Source organism: Dyella flagellata (genome assembly GCF_030160275.1).
Lineage (GTDB): Bacteria > Pseudomonadota > Gammaproteobacteria > Xanthomonadales > Rhodanobacteraceae > Dyella_B > Dyella_B flagellata.
On sequence record NZ_BSOA01000050.1, the window covers coordinates 92,450 to 109,450 of the forward strand.

Genomic DNA, 17,001 nt, shown 5'->3' on the forward strand with positions numbered 1-17,001 from the left:
ACGATTGCACTGCACAAAAGACTGGTATTGCCTGGTACGGCATTGGTACCATCGGGCTTCCCCGGCGGCCGCGTCCTGGTGGCTGCCCGCTTTCCATAGAGGTGAGTTGTGACTGCACCTGCACTACCGGTCGAGCTGTTCGATCTGGTGATTTTCGGCGGCACTGGCGACCTGGCCGTGCGCAAATTGCTCCCTGCCCTCTTCCACCGCTTCGTCGACGGACAAATCCAGCCCGGCAGCCGCATCATCGGCGTAGCCCGCGAAGGCCTGGATGACGACGGCTACCGCAACCAGGTTCGCGCCGCGCTCAACGGGGCGGCGGCCAAGCAGGGCGATCGAGTCGATGCCTTCCTCCAGCAGGTGCACTACCGCCCGCTCGACGCCCGCAAGGACGCCGGCTGGGACGACTTCGCCAAGCTGATGGGCGAATGCCCCGATCACGTGCGCGTGTTCTATCTATCCACTTCGCCCGACCTGTTCGTGGATATCTGCGAGCGCCTGGGCGGCTATGGCCTCAACCAGGGCGAGTCGCGCGTAGTGCTGGAAAAGCCGATCGGCCATGACCTGGCCAGCGCCAACCGCATCAACGACGACGTCGGCCGCGTCTTCGCCGAATCGCAAACCTTCCGCATCGACCACTACCTCGGCAAGGAAACGGTGCAGAACCTGCTGGCGCTGCGCTTCGGCAACGCGCTGTTCGAACCGCTATGGAACGCCGGTCATATCGACCACGTGCAGATCACCGTGGCCGAAACCCTGGGCGTGGAAAAGCGGGGCCCCTACTACGACCATGCCGGCGCGCTGCGCGACATGGTGCAGAACCACATGCTGCAGCTGTTGTGCATGGTGGCCATGGAGCCGCCGTCCTCGCTGTCGCCGGACGCGGTGCGCGACGAAAAATTGAAAGTGCTGCACGCGCTCAAGCCGATCAACGAAACCAACGTCGCCCAGCTCACCGTGCGCGGCCAGTATCGGGCCGGCGTAGGCGAAGGGAAGAGCGTGCCTGGCTATATCGAAGACTTGAACAGCACCAGCAAGTCGAAGGTCGAGCACTCCAATACCGAAACCTTCGTGGCGCTCAAGGCGGAAATCGCCAACTGGCGCTGGTCCGGCGTGCCATTTTACCTGCGCACGGGCAAACGCCTGGCCGAGCGCGTCTCGGAAATCGTGGTGGCCTTCAAGCCGGTGCCGCACTCCATCTTTACCGCCTCCGCCGGTCCCCTGGCGCAGAATCGCCTGGTGCTGCGCCTGCAGCCGGACGAAGGCGTCAAGCTGTGGCTCACCATCAAGCATCCGGGCCCAGGCGGCCTGCGTTTGCGTCACGTACCGCTGGACATGAGCTTCGCCGAAGCCTTCGGCGTGCAGCAGCCCGATGCGTACGAGCGCCTGTTGCTTGACGTGGTGCGCGGCAACCCCACCTTGTTCATGCGCCGCGATGAAGTGGAAGCGGCCTGGAACTGGGCCGGTCCGATCCTGGCTGCGTGGGCGGCGGGCGGTGAGGCGCCGCGTCCGTATACCTCCGGCACCTGGGGCCCGAGTGCCGCGGTGGCGCTGATCGAGCGCGACGGCCGCACCTGGGACGAGGATTTCGAACAGTGAGCGAACCGGCCTTGCATGCGTTCGACGATGGACAGGCGCTGGCCAAGGCCCTGTCGGCCAGCATCGCAGGCAACTTGCGCACAGCCATCGAGGCGCGTGGCGAGGCGCTGATCGCCGTTTCCGGCGGCAGCACGCCCAAGCGCTTGTTTGAAGCGCTTTCCAACGAGGTGCTGGACTGGTCGCGCGTCACCGTCACCCTGGTCGACGAGCGCTGGGTGCCCGACACCGACGAGCGTTCCAACGCTCGCTTGGTCGAGCAACTGCTGCTGCAACGCAAAGCGGCGGATGCCGAGTTCGTACCGCTGTACGTGGAAGCGGCCACGCCGGAAGCAGGCATCGGTGAGGTGCGCTCACGGGTGGCAGCGTTGAAGCAGCCGTTCGACGTGATCGTGCTGGGCATGGGGCCGGACGGACATACTGCTTCGTTCTTTCCTGGCGGCGATCGCTTGAGCGAAGCGCTGGATCTGTCCAACACCGCACTGGTGCTGCCGATGCGCGCAGCAGGCGCGGGCGAGCCGCGCATCACCTTCACCTTGCCGGTGCTGCTGAAGGCAAGGACGCTGTATCTGCATATCCAGGGCCAGGACAAGCGCGATTTGCTGGCCGAAGCTGAAAAGCCCGGTAGCGAGCTGCCGATTGCCAGTGTGCTGCGCGCCGAGCGTCCACTGGATGTTTACTGGTGTCCATGATGCGGCAAACGTTGCGGCATCCGCGCACATCCCAGGCCGTCATTCCCGCGAAGGCGGGAATCCATCTTGCCCTGATGCAAACAGCAAAAATGGATTCCCGCCTTCGCGGGAATGACGGCAGCGAGCATCAACGCCGAGCAAGCTCGGCCGGAGTCTGAAATGAGTCTGCACCCCGTCGTTGCCCAAGTCACCGAACGTCTGCGCGAGCGCAGCCGTGACACGCGCAGCGCATATCTTGAGCGCATCAACAACGCCATCATCGACGGCCCCCATCGCGCGCGGCTCTCCTGCGGCAACCTCGCCCACGGTTTTGCCGCCTGCAACACGCAAGACAAAGCTGCCTTGCGTGAAGGCCACACGCCGAATCTCGCGATCGTCACTTCCTACAACGACATGCTTTCGGCGCATCAGCCGTATGAACGCTATCCGGAATTCATGCGCGAAGTGGCGCGCCAGTCCGGGATCACGGCGCAGGTAGCCGGTGGCGTACCGGCGATGTGCGACGGCGTAACGCAGGGACGCGCCGGCATGGAGCTGTCGCTGTTCTCGCGTGACCTGATTGCCATGACCACCGCGGTAGCGTTGTCGCATGACATGTTTGACGGCGCGCTGTACCTGGGGATCTGCGACAAGATCGTGCCGGGCCTGCTGATCGGCGCACTGAGCTTCGGCCACCTGCCTGGCGTGTTCGTGCCCAGCGGCCCGATGCCCAGCGGCATCAGCAACGAGCAAAAATCCAAGGTGCGCCAGGCCTATACGGAAGGCAAGGCCGGCCGCGAGGAGTTGCTGGAAGCGGAAGCCGCCTCGTATCACTCGCCCGGCACCTGTACCTTCTACGGCACGGCCAACTCCAACCAGATGCTGATGGAGATCATGGGCCTGCATCTGCCCGGTGCCAGCTTCGTCGCGCCGGATACGCCACTGCGCGATGCGCTCACCGCCGAAGCAGTGCGCCGTTGCGCGGCGCTGGGCAAGGCGGGCGAGCATTTGCCGATTGGCCACATCATCGATGAGCGCGCCATCGTCAACGGCGTGATTGGCCTGCACGCCACCGGTGGTTCCACCAATCATCTGCTGCACCTGGTGGCGATCGCGCAGGCGGCCGGCATCGCCCTGCGCTGGGAGGATTTCGATGCGCTGTCGTCGGTGGTGCCGCTGCTGGCGCGCGTATATCCGAACGGCTATGCCGACGTGAACCATTTCCACGAAGCCGGCGGCATGGGCTTCCTGATCGATCAGTTGCTCGGTGCGGGTCTGCTGCACGGCGACGCCCGCACCGTCGCCGGTGGCGAACTTTCCACTTATGCCACGGTGCCGGAACTGGAAAGCGGCCAGCTCAGCTGGAAGCCGGTCTCAAAGGAAAGCGGCAATCGTGGTGTGCTGCGCGGTGCCAGCGAACCGTTCCGCCCCGATGGCGGTTTGCGCATGCTCAACGGCAATCTGGGCCGCTCGGTGATCAAAGTATCTTCGGTGCCGGACGATCGCCTGGTCATCGAAGCGCCGGCCGTGGTGTTCCACGACCAGGACGACATCAAGCGCGCCTTCGACCGCGGCGAACTCAATCGCGATTTCGTGGCGGTGGTGCGCTTCCAGGGGCCACGCGCGATCGGCATGCCGGAACTGCACAAGCTGACGCCCACGCTCGCCGTGTTGCAGGATCGCGGCCACCGCATAGCGCTGGTGACCGACGGCCGCATGTCCGGCGCCAGCGGCCGTGTGCCGGCGGCGATTCACGTCACGCCGGAAGCGGATGACGGCGGTCCGATCGCCAGGGTGCGCGACGGCGACATGATTCGCCTGGATGCCGCCAAGGGCACGCTTGACGTGCTCGTCGACGCTGCCGAATTGGAGGCGCGCACGCTGGCAGTCGAAGATCTTTCCCGGCACCAGCACGGCATGGGGCGAGAACTGTTCACGCTGTTCCGGCGTAATGCCGTTGCCGCCGACCTGGGTGCGGGCGTGCTCTAAGACATTGGGTTATCCATCTTTTACGAATGACTATGAACATCGAAGCCAAGCAACAGCAAGTCGAAGCCACCATGCGCCTCGCCCCGGTCATTCCGGTGGTGATCATCGAGGACGCGAAGCACGCCGTGCCGATGGCGCGCGCTTTGGTGGCCGGGGGCATTCCAGCCATCGAAGTGACGCTGCGTACGCCGGCCGCACTTGATGCGATTCGCGCGATTGCCGCGGAAGTGGAGGGAGCGGTAGTCGGTGTTGGCACTGTGCTTAGCGCCAATGATCTGGCCGCGGCTGAAAAGGCCGGCGCGCGTTTTGCCGTTTCGCCGGGCATGTCGCCCAGACTGCTTGCCGCCGCGGACGACAGCACCCTGCCCTTGCTGCCCGGTATCGCCACGGCCAGCGAAGCGATGGCATTGTTGGAGCGCGGCTACCGCCACCTGAAGTTTTTCCCGGCCGTGCCCGCTGGCGGTGCAAAACTGCTCGGTGCGTGGGCCAGCCCGCTGCCCCAGATTCGTTTCTGTCCTACGGGCGGCATCTCCCTCACCACGGCGAAGGATTTTCTCTCGCTGCCCAACGTATTGTGCGTAGGCGGCTCATGGCTTACCCCGGCCGACAAGTTGAAGGCCGGCGACTGGGCCGGTATCGAGCAGTTGGCGCGGGAAGCTGCGGCCCTGCACGGCTGAAGTAACGCTCAGGCTAGGATGCCAATCCCGGCATTCGCAAGCCGCAAGCAAAGCTGGGATTGTCATCCCAGCCTACGTGCCTTGTCGCTCACCCGCGATGGCCGCTCTTGCGCCCAATTTGAGACTTGTCTCATATCGAAACGTCGTGTTCCGAAATAACGTGGCGCCAAAGGTAAAGATATTTATGGCAGTTCCAGGCATTTTTGCGACTCAACGAACCTGCCGACCATGAAGGTAGGTAGATACAACATGTAATCAGATCAGATAAACAACGGGAGGCATATATGACTATATATGGCTTTTGCACGCGCCGCTTCGGAAACTCGTTGCTGGCCGCCTCCGCATTCATGGCGATGAATCCTGCTTGGGCCGCGGAAGATTTCACTTTTAGCGCGAAGTTGTATGCAGGGGACTGTAGTTTCGATATGCGGGATAGTCAGGGACAGCCGCTGCCAAGTGCCGAATACTACACGCTTAACTATAAGCAGGACTCACCGGAGTCGGATAATACCTATTATTGCCCGATTTATGATATTCCCGCCAATTCGCGTCTTGCTGAGTTAAAAACGGAAATACACGACCAAAAGCTGATCGACATGGGGATGGTTCTTTTGGACGCTTACGTCAAGCCAATTCATGCAGATCCAGGCGGCCTGGATAAAGCAGGTATTTTTGCGCAATGCCCTGTAACGGCACAGGGCAATTCGGTGACCTGTGCATATGAGTGGCTCAACTTACTGCCGCATCCTGAGGAGCACCCTTCCTACAGTTCGATCAATTTCAAACGGGGGGAAATACTGCATGGCGAGCTTCGTTTTGCCAAGGCGCACTTTGATTCTTCGCAGGCGCCGCCGCGCATCCGAATTATTGGCTGCGATGCCGAAGATGAGACGGAATTCCCATGCCATGACGTGAACTGAGGCCGCACGTAAGTCGGGATGCTCATCCCGACTTACGCGATTCAAAGCAGCGCCAGCACATAGCGCCGCTTGATCATTTCCCGCGCACCCAGCCTGCGATAGAACCGCGCGGCATCGATGTTCCATTCCGGTGTCTGCCATTGCATATTGCGGCAGCCTCGCTCGCCCGCGAAAGCATGTACGGCATTCCATAACAGACGACCGATGCCGTGACCACGCCACGCATCACGCACGAACAGGCAATCCATGTGCAGGTAAGTCGCCTGGTCCAGGGTGGAGAAATCCAGCGTGGCACTGGCATAGCCAATCGCCGTGTCACCCAACATGGCTATCCACGCGTGTAACAAAGCCGTCGCGCCAAGCGCCCGCGCAAGTTCGTGTGCACTACCTTCGCTCGAAGTATCCAGCCGTTCATAGGCAGCATGCTCGACACATAACGGCAATAGCACGGCGGCATCCGCAGCACTCGCGCGGCGAATTTGTACGGCAGCCTCCACTTCAGCGCTCCAGGCCGAAGCCTTCGTCGATCCAGCCGGTGAGGCCGCCGATCATTTCCTTGACCGGCCGTCCCAGCTGCGCCAGCTTCACTGCAGCCTTGTTCGCGCCATTGCAATGCGGACCGGCGCAATACACTACGAATACGGTCTGCGCTGCGTACTCGGCCAGGCGCTGCTCACTGATGGTGCGCGTCGGCATGTTGATTGCGCCGGGCACATGGCCGGCCGCAAACAGGGTCGGCGTACGTACGTCCAGCAGCACGAAATCCTTCGCTTCATGCCGGGTGGCGTACCACACGTCGGCACAATCGGTTTCGTAGGCGAGCCGTGCTTCGAAATGCGCCAGAGCCTGCGGGCTGGCGGCGGCCGGGATACGGGTGACGACTGTGTTCATGAGCAATGCTCCGCGCTGAGGATGGACACAGTTTGGGCACTGGCGCGCAGGTGCGACATTGGCAAGAATGCCAGGCATCATGAAAAAACCGCCAAAGCGTATCCGCGCCGGGCAAGGGCCGGCCAATCATCGCGTCGTAGCGTTGGTCTACGACGGGTTGTGCACGTTCGAGTACGGCATTGCGGTGGAAATGTTCGGCCTGGCGCGGCCGGAATTCGAACACTGGTATAGCTTCGCCTCCTGTGCGGTAGAACGCGGACCCCTGCGCGCTGCCGGTGGCCTGCGCGTGCATGCGGATGGTGGGCTGGAGCTGCTTGGGCAAGCCGACACCATCATCGTGCCCGGCTGGCGCGGTGCGGATGCCACGCCACCACCAGCACTGCTAGAAGCGCTCCGTGCTGCGCACAAGCGTGGTGCGCGCTTGCTCTCCTTCTGTTCCGGCGTATTCGTGTTGGCGGCGACCGGCCTGTTGGATGGGCGCTCGGCCACCACGCACTGGCGTTATGCCGAAGCGCTGGCGCGCCGCTACCCGGACATCCGGATCGAGCCGGACGTACTGTATGTCGATGAGGGCGATGTACTGACCTCGGCCGGCAGCGCGGCCGCCATCGATCTCTCGCTACACCTGATCCGCCGCGATTACGGCCCGCGCATCGCCAACCAGGTGGCGCGCCGCGCGGTGGTGCCTACGCATCGCGATGGCGGCCAGGCGCAATTCATTCCCGCACCACTGCCCGAGCAAGGTGCCGCCCTCGGCAAGCTGCTGGAATGGATGCGCCGTCATCTGGAGCAGCCGCTGCCCCTGGTCGAACTGGCGCAGCGCGCGCGCATGAGCGAGCGCACCTTCCTACGTCGTTTCGAGGAAGCCACTGGCTGCCCGCCCAAGCAATGGCTCACGCAGGAACGGCTGGTCCGCGCACGCGAACTGTTGGAGGGCACCCAGTGGCCGGTGGAGCGGATCGCCGATGCCTGCGGCTACGGCAGTGCTGATACGCTGCGCCATCACTTCCGCCGCGTGCTGAAAGTGAGCCCGGCCCGCTATCGCGAGCGCTTCGCGCATGCGGCGGCACAGTGACTTCTGGCGTATGAAATCCGCCGCGTCTGCTGCCTAAGCTGGCGATCTCGTTCCGCCCTGCATCCGAAGGATTCCCCATGCGCAAGCTTCCGCTCGTCCTCGCCCTGACCGCGCTGCTGCTCGGCAATGCCGCCGCAGCCGACAAAAAAGACAAGGCGCCGGATGAGCCGAGGCCGGACGCGGCCCTGCTGCATCCCCAGGCATCGGCCAGCGAAGGCTCGGTTGCGGTGGAAGGCCAGCACATCGCCTATAAGGCGGTGGCCGGCACCATCGTCCTGCACGGCAAGGGTGACAAGGAAAACGAGCCCACCGTCAGCATGTTCTACGTTGCTTACTTCAAGAAAGGCGCGGATGCCGGCAAACGCCCCGTCACCTTTATCTACAACGGCGGCCCGGGCTCGGCTACGGTGTGGTTGCACATGGGCGCCTTCGGTCCGCGCCGCGTCGTCACCAAGGACGACAGCCATACGCCGGCCGCGCCCTATCAGCTGGTCAATAATGACTACAGCTTGCTCGATGCTTCCGACCTGGTGTTCATCGATGCGCCTGGCGCCGGTTTCAGTCGCCTGATCGCCGATGACTCGGATGCTTCCAAGCGCGAGCAGCAGATGAAGGATCGCCGCAAGGACATCTACAGCGTCGACGGCGACGGCCATGCCTTTGCGCAGTTCATCACGCAGTTCCTTTCACGCTACGGGCGCTGGAATTCGCCCAAGTACCTGTTCGGCGAGAGCTATGGCACCACGCGCTCGGCCGTGGTTGCCAACGATCTGGAAAACGAGGAAAGCGTTGATCTCAATGGCGTGATCCTGTTGTCGCAGATCCTCAACTTCGATACCAGCATCGATGGCTCCGACCAGAATCCGGGCGTCGACCTGCCCTACGAACTCGCGCTGCCGACCTTCGCCGCCACCGCGTACTACCACCACAAGCTGCCGCAGCAAACCGACGCGCTGGAACCCTTGTTGCAGGAAGTGGAGCAGTTTGCGCTGAGCGACTATGCGCAGGCCCTGATGCAGGGTTCGCGCCTGGACGATACGCGCAAGCAAGCCATCGCCGAAAAACTGCACCAATTCACCGGTCTGCCGGTGGCCTACCTGTTGAAGGCCGACCTGCGTGTCACCGGTGGCATGTTTGAACACGAGCTGCTGACCGACAACGGCGACACCACCGGCCGGCTTGATTCACGCTTCGCCGGCCCATCGCTCGACCCGCTGAGCAAGGAAGCCGAATACGATCCGCAATCGTCCGCGATCAGCTCCGCCTATATCGCCGCCTTCAACGACTACGTGCGCAAGGATCTCAAGTTCGGCCAGGACCAGGTCTACCACGAATTCGCCGACGTCAACGACTGGGGCTTCAAGCACAACGGCCACGACGGCGCGGTCAACGTGATGCCGGACCTGGCCAAGGCGATGAAGACCAACCCGGACCTTAAGGTGTTCCTCAACGGCGGCTATTACGACCTGGCCACGCCGTTCTACGCGGCCGACTACGAGATGCATCACATGCCCGTCCAGCCGACGCTGATGAACAACGTCAGCTATGCGTGGTACCCCTCCGGGCACATGGTGTACGCGCACGAGGATTCACTGAAGCTGTTGCATGACAACGTGGCGCGCTTCATTGCGCAGACCGACAACGTGAAGAAGCATTAGCCAGCCAAGACTTCATACTCGGTCTGCACCAGGCCGCTGGCGTAAGAGCGTGTGGCGACATGTCTTAGCCGAATATCGCGCTCTAGCGTTGCGAACAACGGGATGCCGGCGCCGATCAGCACCGGCACCCGGGTAATGACCAGCCGCTGGATGAGCCCGGCGCGCAGGAATCCCTGGATCGTAGCGCCCCCGTCCACGTAGATGTGGCCAATGCCCAGCTCGCTGAGCTTGGCGACGATGTCCCTCGGCTCACCGGCCATGTGCCGCGCGATGGCGCCGGCGGGCGGTGGGGCAAGCTCGTGTGAACTCAGTACGAAAACCGGCTTTTCAGCGTAAGCCCAGCCGCCGAAGCCCAGCACGGTCTCATAGGTCTTGCGTCCGATCACCAGGGCGTCGACCGTGCTCATGAACTCGTCATAGCCGTGCGGCTCGCCGCCGTCCGCCGGCAGGAAGTCGAGACCGCCGTCGAGCCTGGCCATGAAGCCGTCGACGCTTACGCCCACGAAAACGGATGCTTTCATAGCGCTACCTCCCGGGCCTCGGTAAGCCGATCTTACGCCTGCGCTTAAGTTTCGGCTCCGGTATGCTCTCCCCGTTGTTGGGAGAAACCTCATGCGCGCCCTTATCGAACGCTACATCGACGCCTATAACCGCATCGACGTCGACGCCATGCTCGCTACCATGCATAGCGAAGTGATCTTCGAAAATTACACGGCCGGCGTGCTCAGCGTACGCACCGTAGGCATCCATGAGCTGCGTTATCTGGCTGAAAACTCTAAATATCTGTTCTCGGCGAGGCACCAGAGCATCACCACCTACAGCGAGGCGGCCGGAGTGGCCTACGCGCAGATCCATTTCCAGGGCACCTTCGCCGTCGATCTGCCCAACGGGGTACGCGCCGGGCAGAGCATTGAGCTGGATGGACGCAGCGAATACCGCGAACGCGAGGGCCGGCTGATCTATATCGCCGACTATAGCGATTGATCGGATTCATAGTGGCGAATCTCCAGCAAATGGCCGCTGGGGTCATGGAAATACAGCGTGGCAGCCAGTCCGCGTGCGCCCGCTTCATCGCCAGGGCCGGTATTCGAGCCCACGGTATTGAAAGAAGGTCCGTAGGCCATTCCTGCCGCCTTGATACGCGTGATGACGACCTGGAACTCCTGGCTTGGCAGTGCAAACGCATAATGCTCGGTTGTCTGTGGTGCCCGGGACGACAACAGCATGACCAGCTGCCGATTCACCCTGATTACAGCGAACGGCCCCTCTCTTCCTTCATGAGTGAATCCAAGGATCTGCGTGTAGAAAGCAATACTTGCTTCGACATCTTTCACATCCAGAATGAAGTGATCAAGCAGCACCATGTCGTTCTCCTCAAGCTGCGGGAGTCAGCGGGCACCCATGATTCAATCGGGTGCTCGCTCCATTAAGGCCTTGAGCATCCGCTCTGGATGCATCATGAAAGAACGTGTGACCTGGTAGTGCTCGGTATCCTCATACGCCACGCGAACGATACCTTGTCCGGTGAACTGATAGATCCATGCATCCGGATAGGCCATCAGGATCGGAGAATGCGTGGCGATGATGAATTGCGAGCTGTCGCAGACCAGTTCATGGATTCGTGATAGAGCTGCCAGTTGTCGTTGCGGCGATAATGCCGCTTCCGGTTCGTCAAGCATGTAAAGCCCTTTGCCGCCAAATCGATTGAGCAGCAAGGCCATGAAGGATTCGCCATGCGATTGCTCGTGCAGCGAGCGACCGCCGTAAGAGCCGATGACGGGAGGCCCAAAACTCGGCTCGCTGTCCAGGCGCTCGATTTCCGTGGCCACGTTGAAGAAACTCTCGGCACGCAAGAAAAAGCCATCTCTCGGGCGCTTGATACCCTTGGCTATTCGTAGAAATTCATGCAGCTCCGAATGAGAAAGACGTGTTCCGAAGCTAAAATTCTTGGTGCCACCCTCGGCATTGAAGCCCATGGATATCGCGATGGCTTCGAGCAAGGTCGACTTTCCCGATCCATTTTCGCCGACAAAGAAGGTCACCTTGGGGTGAACTTCCAGTTGCTCCAGCCAACTGACGGCGGGCAGAGAAAACGGATATTGTTTGAATGACTCAACTTTGTCGCGTTTCAAGGCGATGCGGCTGATGTATTGCTCCGAAAGCATGTGTCCACTCCCTTGAATCGCTGAGCCAGTGAGATGCCTATGGCATGCAAACACGGCACATGGCGTAGGGCCAGCTACGAAGTGTTACTCGTCCCCTACAAGTCTTAGCCCCTCGTCGGCGCACCATTCGTGCAGCGCCTGTTTAGTAGCCTGATTTTCGTAGTCGTACCATTGTTGCAGTTGACCTTTTTGCTCGAGCAGGTCCTTGAAGCGGGCATAGGCGCCACGTGAGCGGAAAAAGTCGTAGACGAGTTCGCATGAATCGGGAAGACATTCTTCCGCTCAGTAATGCCTGGATTCGGTTTCCGTTGTCACTACAGGCCAAAATGAGGCGGATCTTGTTGCTTTGGCTGCGCGCTCAAATCAGAGTCTTGCAACCCAATATGTTGGCCGGCGACGATTGCCGAAATAACACCGTAATAGGAAAGCGCCGGAGATGCGCTCGGCGGATTTGCCCGGGGCCAACAAGCGGAAATCTTTGCGGTCCTTCTGCCATGGTAACCAAGAGCTTTTCGAATTCGGCCAAATAGCCTGAACCAAGGCCTCTTTGGCGTGATTCGTAGTAGGCGACGTGATCCAGGTGCTCGATCTCCGCCGCAGGATGAAACCAGATACTCACCGCAACAACGCGCGAGCTTTGGCCGAAACGGTGTCCGAGCTCGTCAGCGCGACTGATTGGGTATCGATGTGCTCACTGCGGCGTAGCGCTTCCTGTGCCCATAGCTGCTCGACTTCCGAAGGTGAAAGTGATTCGAGGCTTTCGATCAGGTCAAAGGCCAATTGCGCCCTCTCTTGGGAGGAGAGGCTGAGCGCTTCATTTTCGAGAGATTTCAGATCCATAGCTCACCACTGAATAAAGCCGGAAATTAACGATGGACGTATGTTACATCGCTGGTGCCGTCCGGTTCCTGGCGCCTCAATAGGGCGTTGTACCAGCGCCGTTGCTGCGCCAGATCGCCCTCGATCAGCCACTGCGGTTTGTTGGCAACCAGGGCGGCCACCGGCACGCCGTCTTCGTAGAGCACGCGAGTGCCGGCCAGGGCGGGTAGGCGATCGCCGGCCAGGACGGTGCCGACCAGGTTCAGAGGGTCGCTGCCGCAGAGGGTGACGCGGAGTTGTTCGTCGGGCCGCTGACGGATGCCACGCAACTGGGCAATGGCTTCGGGCAGGGCGAATTGCTCGCCGACCAGGCCTTCCACGAAACGGCCGCCGCGGATTTCGCCGCGGGCCTCCAGACGATGATAGACGCGTAGCAACTCGCGCCACGAAGGCAGCCAGGGAGCTTCTCGTTCGAGCAGTTTCCAGAAGATGACGCCGTAGCGGCGCAGCAGCACGCGCGCTATATGTTCGATGGGATCGTCGGGAGCAGCGTCCCGCGAAACTGGCGCTGGCGAGCTGGTGGCAAGCTTGCGTACCAACGACCAGCGGCCCGCATCCTCGATTTCGCTCAGGACATGCCGGCGCACGCGGCGATGGCGAGGCGACTCGCGTTTGGCCGCGGGCGTGAGCAAGGCGCGCAAGCCGGCAAAGCTGTCGGAGCTTACCCGGCCGGCCGAAACCAGTTCGCCGAGTGCGTCCTCCAGTTCGGTACGCAGCAGATGTGCCGCGTCGAGCAATTCATCGAAGAACAGCGCACCGTGTGCGGCCAAGGCATCGGCAACAGCTTGCGCGCGGGATGAAAGCAGCGGCTCCTGCTCCTGGTTGCGATCGGCCATGGCGGTCCATAACGCCAACTGCCGGCGTGGTAGCAGCACGATGGGAGTGGCGCGCACCGGGCCGCCACTGCCGCCGCCGCTGCGCAGGCGGTTCCAGCCGATGCGGCCGGCGCGGCACAGTTCGTCCAGCCAGCGGCTGGAGTAATCCTCGATGCGGCTGGCCAACAGCTCGCTTTCCCAGGCGCCGGCAGCGGCCTCGTAGCCTTCGAACTGGCCGAGCAGCGCGTTCAATGCATCCGGGCCACGCAGCTTTGCCGCTGGCGTGGCGTGCTGCCATTGGAGCAGGAAGCGCATCAGGTCACGGCGGCTGACCGGCTCGATTTCACGCCGCAGGCGGCCGATGGTGTAGCGATGGATGCGTGCGAGCAGATGGCGTTCGCACCATTCGGTTTCGCTCGTGTCCGGCGAGAAGCGGCCCTGCATCACGTAGCCTTCGGATTGCAGGCGGATCAGGGCGAGGTCGATGTCGCTGCTTTCCACCTGCATGGAAACGGCAAGCGCAGTGACCGTGCAGGGGCCGAGGCCGGTGAGTCGGCCGCGCACGAGTTCCAGCAGGGCGTCTTCGCGGGCCCAGGTTTGCGCGGCGTATTCGGCGGGTGCTGCGATCGGCGGATGCAGCGCGGTGTGTTCGTGCACCGCTTGCCATATCGGCAGTTTCTCCGCGCAGATCCATACGCCAGGGGAAGCACCGAAGAGCGTCGCGCGATGAACCTTGGCGAGCTTGTTGAGCCAATCCAGCCATCCTTCCTGGGCGCGGGCTTCTTCAGCGGTGATGAAGCCCAATACATTGAGTGCCTCATGCATTTCGTCCGCACTGCGCACCTGCGGCCACGCTTCGCCGCGCACGGCCGCGATCGCTTCCGGATCCAGCTTGGCCAGGTCGTCGGTGTCCTCGATGCCGTTCCAATGGCGTGTCTGCACCGCGCGCGTACGGCGTTCTTCCAAGGGTGCATCGTCGAGGAAGGCGTAGGGCGCCGCATTGAGCACTTCGCTGGCGAGCGGGCTGGGCGCCGTGAGGTCGCGGGCGACGACGGTGATGGCGCCGGACTCCATTTTTTTCAGCACTTCCAGCCAGCCATCCACGTCCATCGCTTCACGCAGGCAGTCGTGCAGGGTCTGGTTGACCAGCGGATGATCGGGAACCTGACGCTCGCCCACGATGTTTTCCAGGCAGGCGACCTGGTCGGGGAACACGGTGGCGAGCAGATCCTCGCTCTTCATGCGCTGCAACGGCGCGGGCACTTTCTTGCCGCCCGCATAGCGGGGCAAGGCCAACGCGGTTACCGCGTTCCAGCGCCAGCGCACCGGAAACAGCGGCGCGTCCAGCAGCGCCTGCACCAACACATGCTCGGCAGTGTTGCTGTGCAGGTAACGCGCCACCTCGATCAACGGAAAGCTGTGGCTGGTGGAAAGCGACAGCACGATCGCGTTTTCCGTCGCGGCGGCCTGCAGCTCGAAATTGAATTGCCGGCAGAAGCGCTTGCGCAGCGCCAGGCCCCATGCCTTGTTGATGCGGCTGCCCCAGGGTGTGTGGATCACCAGCTGGGTGCCGCCGGATTCGTCAAAAAAGCGCTCGAATACCAGGGTGGTCTGGGTGGGCATCACACCCAGCGCGGCCTTGGCCTTGGCCAGGTATTCCACCAGTTGCTGGGCGGCCGATTCGCTCAGCCGCAGCGTTTCGCGCAGCCAGTCGAAGGCCGCCTGCACACCGCCGGTATCAACGCGAGCGACAATTTCTTCGCGCAGGCGCGACACGCCTACTGACAATTCATTGCTGCGCCCTGGCGCCTCCCCCAGCCAGAACGGAATGCTTGGGGGCGCGCCTTGCGCATCTTCCACGCGCAGACGGTCGCGCTCCACGCGCATGATGCGATAGCTGGTATTGCCTAGTTGGAAGATGTCGCCGGCCATGCTCTCGATCGCGAAATCCTCGTTCACCGTGCCGACGATGGTCGCCTGCGGTTCCAGCACCACCAGATAGTCGGCGGTATCGGGAATGGTGCCGCCGGAAGTGACAGCGGTAAGCCGCGCGCCTCGTCTTGCGCGCAGCGCATGATGCACGGCATCGCGATGGATATAGGCGGCCCGCGGGCCGCGCCGCGTGCTGAAGCCTTCGGCCAGCATGCGCACCACGCCAACGAAGGTTTCGCGTGGCAATGTGCGATATGGATATGCACGGCGCACCAGGTCGAACAGCGCGTCTTCATCCCATTCCGCGCAGGCGACTTCGGCCACGATCTGTTGGGCCAGCACATCCAGCGGTTGCGGCGGCTGGATCAGGGTGTCGAGTTCGCCACGGCGCACGCAATCGAGCATGGCCGCGCATTCGACCAGGTCGTCGCGGCTGGTCGGAAACAGGCGTGCCTTCGGCGTGCCGCTCACCGCGTGGCCGGAACGGCCGGCACGTTGCAGGAAGGCGGCGATGGAGCGCGGCGAGGAAAGCTGGCACACCAGATCCACGTCGCCGATGTCGATGCCCAGCTCCAGCGAGGCGGTGGCGACCAGCACTTTCAGTTCGCCACGCTTGAGGCGTTGCTCGGCATCCAGGCGTTGTTCCTTGGCCAGGCTGCCGTGATGCGCGGCCACCGCTTCGTGGCCCATGCGCTCGGACAGATGTCGCGCCAGGCGTTCGGCCATGCGCCGCGTGTTGACGAATACCAGGGTGGTGCGGTGCTGTTCGACGAGCTGGGTGAGCTGGTTGTAGACCAGCCCCCAGGCGTCGTTGGACATCACCGCTTCCAGCGGCACCGGCGGAACTTCGATGGCCAGGTCGCGCGCGCGGGTGTGGCCGACATCGATGATGGCGCAGGCTGTTTCCCGCTCCTCGTTGGGCGGCGCGCTGGAATCGGAGGGAGCAATTGCGAAGAGGTCTGCCGTGACCGGCTGTTGCAGCGTTTCCGGCGCGGCCGAGCCTTCGTCTCGAAGAGGCGAAGGAGCGATTCCAGTGCCCTCGCCCACCAGGAATTTCGCCACGTCTTCAATCGGCTTCTGCGTCGCCGACAAACCGATTCGCTGCAGCGGCCGCTGGCACAAGGCCTCCAGCCGCTCCAGCGTAACGGCCAGGTGCGCGCCACGCTTGCTCGTCGCCACCGCGTGGATTTCATCCACGATTACGCTGCGCACGCTCTTGAGCATTTCGCGTCCGGACAGCGAGCCCATCAGCACGTACAGCGATTCCGGCGTGGTCACCAGGATATGCGGCGGCGCCTTGCGCATCAGGTTACGCTCGGCTTGCGGGGTGTCGCCGGTGCGTACGGCAGTGCGAATAGGTGCTCCTGGCAAGCCCAGCTTTTCCAGTTCGACGCCGATGCCTTCCAGCGGCGCTTCGAGATTGATGTGGATGTCGTTGGACAGTGCCTTCAACGGCGACACGTACACCACGCGTGTTTCATCCGGCAGCGTGCCGCCTCGCGCCACGCTTTCCCGCACCAGCTGATCGATAGCGGCAAGGAAGGCGGTAAGTGTCTTGCCCGAGCCGGTCGGCGCCGCGACCAGCGTGTGCCGCCCTGCCCTGATCGCCGGCCAGGCGGCAGCCTGCGCCGAGGTCGGCGCCGGAAACGTGTTACCGAACCAGCTGGCAACCGCGGGATGGAAGTTTTGCAGAGGCATCGTGGTAACCCGTGATCGCACGGGCGCAAGGTCCT

At 62.5% G+C, this 17,001-nt stretch carries 15 protein-coding genes; 8 read left to right on the top strand and 7 right to left on the bottom strand.

Annotated elements, in window-relative coordinates:
• Positions 1-108: 108 nt before the first annotated feature.
• From zwf to QQJ96_RS21730, 5 genes are all read left to right on the top strand, one after another.
• Complete coding sequence (gene zwf / locus QQJ96_RS21710; RefSeq protein ID WP_284334127.1) at positions 109-1,599, top strand: glucose-6-phosphate dehydrogenase; 1,491 nt, start codon at positions 109-111, stop codon at positions 1,597-1,599.
• Positions 1,596-2,288, top strand: coding sequence for a 6-phosphogluconolactonase (gene pgl, locus QQJ96_RS21715; protein WP_284334128.1), 693 nt, complete (start codon positions 1,596-1,598; stop codon positions 2,286-2,288). Before zwf ends, pgl begins: the two co-directional genes overlap by 4 nt.
• A gap of 159 nt (positions 2,289-2,447) precedes the next feature.
• The gene (gene edd / locus QQJ96_RS21720; RefSeq protein WP_284334129.1) at positions 2,448-4,256 is read left to right on the top strand and encodes a phosphogluconate dehydratase; all 1,809 of its coding nucleotides are present in this window, start codon (positions 2,448-2,450) and stop codon (positions 4,254-4,256) included.
• Positions 4,257-4,282: 26 nt separating this feature from the next.
• Positions 4,283-4,933, top strand: a complete 651-nt coding sequence (locus QQJ96_RS21725) for a bifunctional 4-hydroxy-2-oxoglutarate aldolase/2-dehydro-3-deoxy-phosphogluconate aldolase (protein WP_284334130.1) — start codon at positions 4,283-4,285, stop codon at positions 4,931-4,933.
• A gap of 284 nt (positions 4,934-5,217) precedes the next feature.
• Positions 5,218-5,853, top strand: a complete 636-nt coding sequence (locus QQJ96_RS21730) for a hypothetical protein (RefSeq protein ID WP_284334131.1) — start codon at positions 5,218-5,220, stop codon at positions 5,851-5,853.
• A 41-nt stretch (positions 5,854-5,894) separates the two neighbouring features.
• Here QQJ96_RS21730 and QQJ96_RS21735 read toward each other — a convergent pair whose 3' ends face one another.
• Positions 5,895-6,350 (bottom strand): GNAT family N-acetyltransferase, encoded by a 456-nt coding sequence (locus QQJ96_RS21735; protein ID WP_284334132.1) that lies wholly within the window; start codon positions 6,348-6,350, stop codon positions 5,895-5,897.
• 1 nt (position 6,351) lies between these two features.
• Positions 6,352-6,744: a rhodanese-like domain-containing protein gene (locus tag QQJ96_RS21740; protein WP_284334133.1), complete on the bottom strand. Its 393-nt coding sequence runs from the start codon at positions 6,742-6,744 to the stop codon at positions 6,352-6,354.
• A 79-nt stretch (positions 6,745-6,823) separates the two neighbouring features.
• On the opposite strand from QQJ96_RS21740, the gene ftrA reads away from it, so the two are divergent.
• Both ftrA and QQJ96_RS21750 read left to right on the top strand, forming a co-directional pair.
• Positions 6,824-7,819, top strand: coding sequence for a transcriptional regulator FtrA (ftrA, locus tag QQJ96_RS21745; protein WP_284334134.1), 996 nt, complete (start codon positions 6,824-6,826; stop codon positions 7,817-7,819).
• Positions 7,820-7,896: 77 nt separating this feature from the next.
• Positions 7,897-9,477 carry a S10 family peptidase gene (locus QQJ96_RS21750; protein ID WP_284334135.1) on the top strand — a complete coding sequence of 527 codons (1,581 nt, stop codon included), beginning with the start codon at positions 7,897-7,899 and terminating at the stop codon, positions 9,475-9,477.
• On the opposite strand, the gene QQJ96_RS21755 is transcribed toward QQJ96_RS21750, so the two are convergent.
• Positions 9,474-9,998 (bottom strand): dihydrofolate reductase family protein, encoded by a 525-nt coding sequence (locus tag QQJ96_RS21755; RefSeq protein ID WP_284334136.1) that lies wholly within the window; start codon positions 9,996-9,998, stop codon positions 9,474-9,476. The genes QQJ96_RS21750 and QQJ96_RS21755 overlap by 4 nt on opposite strands.
• 91 nt (positions 9,999-10,089) lie before the next feature.
• Here QQJ96_RS21755 and QQJ96_RS21760 point away from each other — a divergent pair, with 91 nt between their 5' ends.
• The gene (locus QQJ96_RS21760; protein WP_284334137.1) at positions 10,090-10,461 is read left to right on the top strand and encodes a nuclear transport factor 2 family protein; all 372 of its coding nucleotides are present in this window, start codon (positions 10,090-10,092) and stop codon (positions 10,459-10,461) included.
• Here the strand turns inward: QQJ96_RS21760 and QQJ96_RS21765 are convergent.
• The 4 genes from QQJ96_RS21765 to QQJ96_RS21780 all read right to left on the bottom strand — a co-directional run bounded on the left by QQJ96_RS21765 (position 10,449) and on the right by QQJ96_RS21780 (position 16,966).
• Positions 10,449-10,841, bottom strand: coding sequence for a VOC family protein (locus QQJ96_RS21765; protein WP_284334138.1), 393 nt, complete (start codon positions 10,839-10,841; stop codon positions 10,449-10,451). The two genes, QQJ96_RS21760 and QQJ96_RS21765, sit on opposite strands and share 13 nt — an antisense overlap.
• Positions 10,842-10,883: 42 nt before the next feature.
• Complete coding sequence (locus tag QQJ96_RS21770; RefSeq protein WP_284334139.1) at positions 10,884-11,642, bottom strand: AAA family ATPase; 759 nt, start codon at positions 11,640-11,642, stop codon at positions 10,884-10,886.
• A 615-nt stretch (positions 11,643-12,257) separates the two neighbouring features.
• Positions 12,258-12,482, bottom strand: a complete 225-nt coding sequence (locus tag QQJ96_RS21775) for an addiction module protein (RefSeq protein WP_284334140.1) — start codon at positions 12,480-12,482, stop codon at positions 12,258-12,260.
• A gap of 26 nt (positions 12,483-12,508) precedes the next feature.
• A complete protein-coding gene (locus tag QQJ96_RS21780) occupies positions 12,509-16,966 on the bottom strand; it encodes a DEAD/DEAH box helicase (RefSeq protein WP_284334141.1) in 4,458 nt (1,485 codons plus the stop codon).
• Between the last annotated feature and the right edge of the window lie 35 nt (positions 16,967-17,001).

Coding starts and splice junctions, on each gene's coding strand:
- edd (WP_284334129.1), top strand. CDS start 2,448: ATGAGTCTGCACCCCGTCGTTGCCCAAGTCACCGAACGTCTGCGCGAG.
- QQJ96_RS21725 (WP_284334130.1), top strand. CDS start 4,283: ATGACTATGAACATCGAAGCCAAGCAACAGCAAGTCGAAGCCACCATG.
- QQJ96_RS21730 (WP_284334131.1), top strand. CDS start 5,218: ATGACTATATATGGCTTTTGCACGCGCCGCTTCGGAAACTCGTTGCTG.
- QQJ96_RS21740 (WP_284334133.1), bottom strand. CDS start 6,744: ATGAACACAGTCGTCACCCGTATCCCGGCCGCCGCCAGCCCGCAGGCT.
- ftrA (WP_284334134.1), top strand. CDS start 6,824: ATGAAAAAACCGCCAAAGCGTATCCGCGCCGGGCAAGGGCCGGCCAAT.
- QQJ96_RS21750 (WP_284334135.1), top strand. CDS start 7,897: ATGCGCAAGCTTCCGCTCGTCCTCGCCCTGACCGCGCTGCTGCTCGGC.
- QQJ96_RS21755 (WP_284334136.1), bottom strand. CDS start 9,998: ATGAAAGCATCCGTTTTCGTGGGCGTAAGCGTCGACGGCTTCATGGCC.
- QQJ96_RS21760 (WP_284334137.1), top strand. CDS start 10,090: ATGCGCGCCCTTATCGAACGCTACATCGACGCCTATAACCGCATCGAC.
- QQJ96_RS21765 (WP_284334138.1), bottom strand. CDS start 10,841: ATGGTGCTGCTTGATCACTTCATTCTGGATGTGAAAGATGTCGAAGCA.
- QQJ96_RS21770 (WP_284334139.1), bottom strand. CDS start 11,642: ATGCTTTCGGAGCAATACATCAGCCGCATCGCCTTGAAACGCGACAAA.
- QQJ96_RS21775 (WP_284334140.1), bottom strand. CDS start 12,482: ATGGATCTGAAATCTCTCGAAAATGAAGCGCTCAGCCTCTCCTCCCAA.
- QQJ96_RS21780 (WP_284334141.1), bottom strand. CDS start 16,966: ATGCCTCTGCAAAACTTCCATCCCGCGGTTGCCAGCTGGTTCGGTAAC.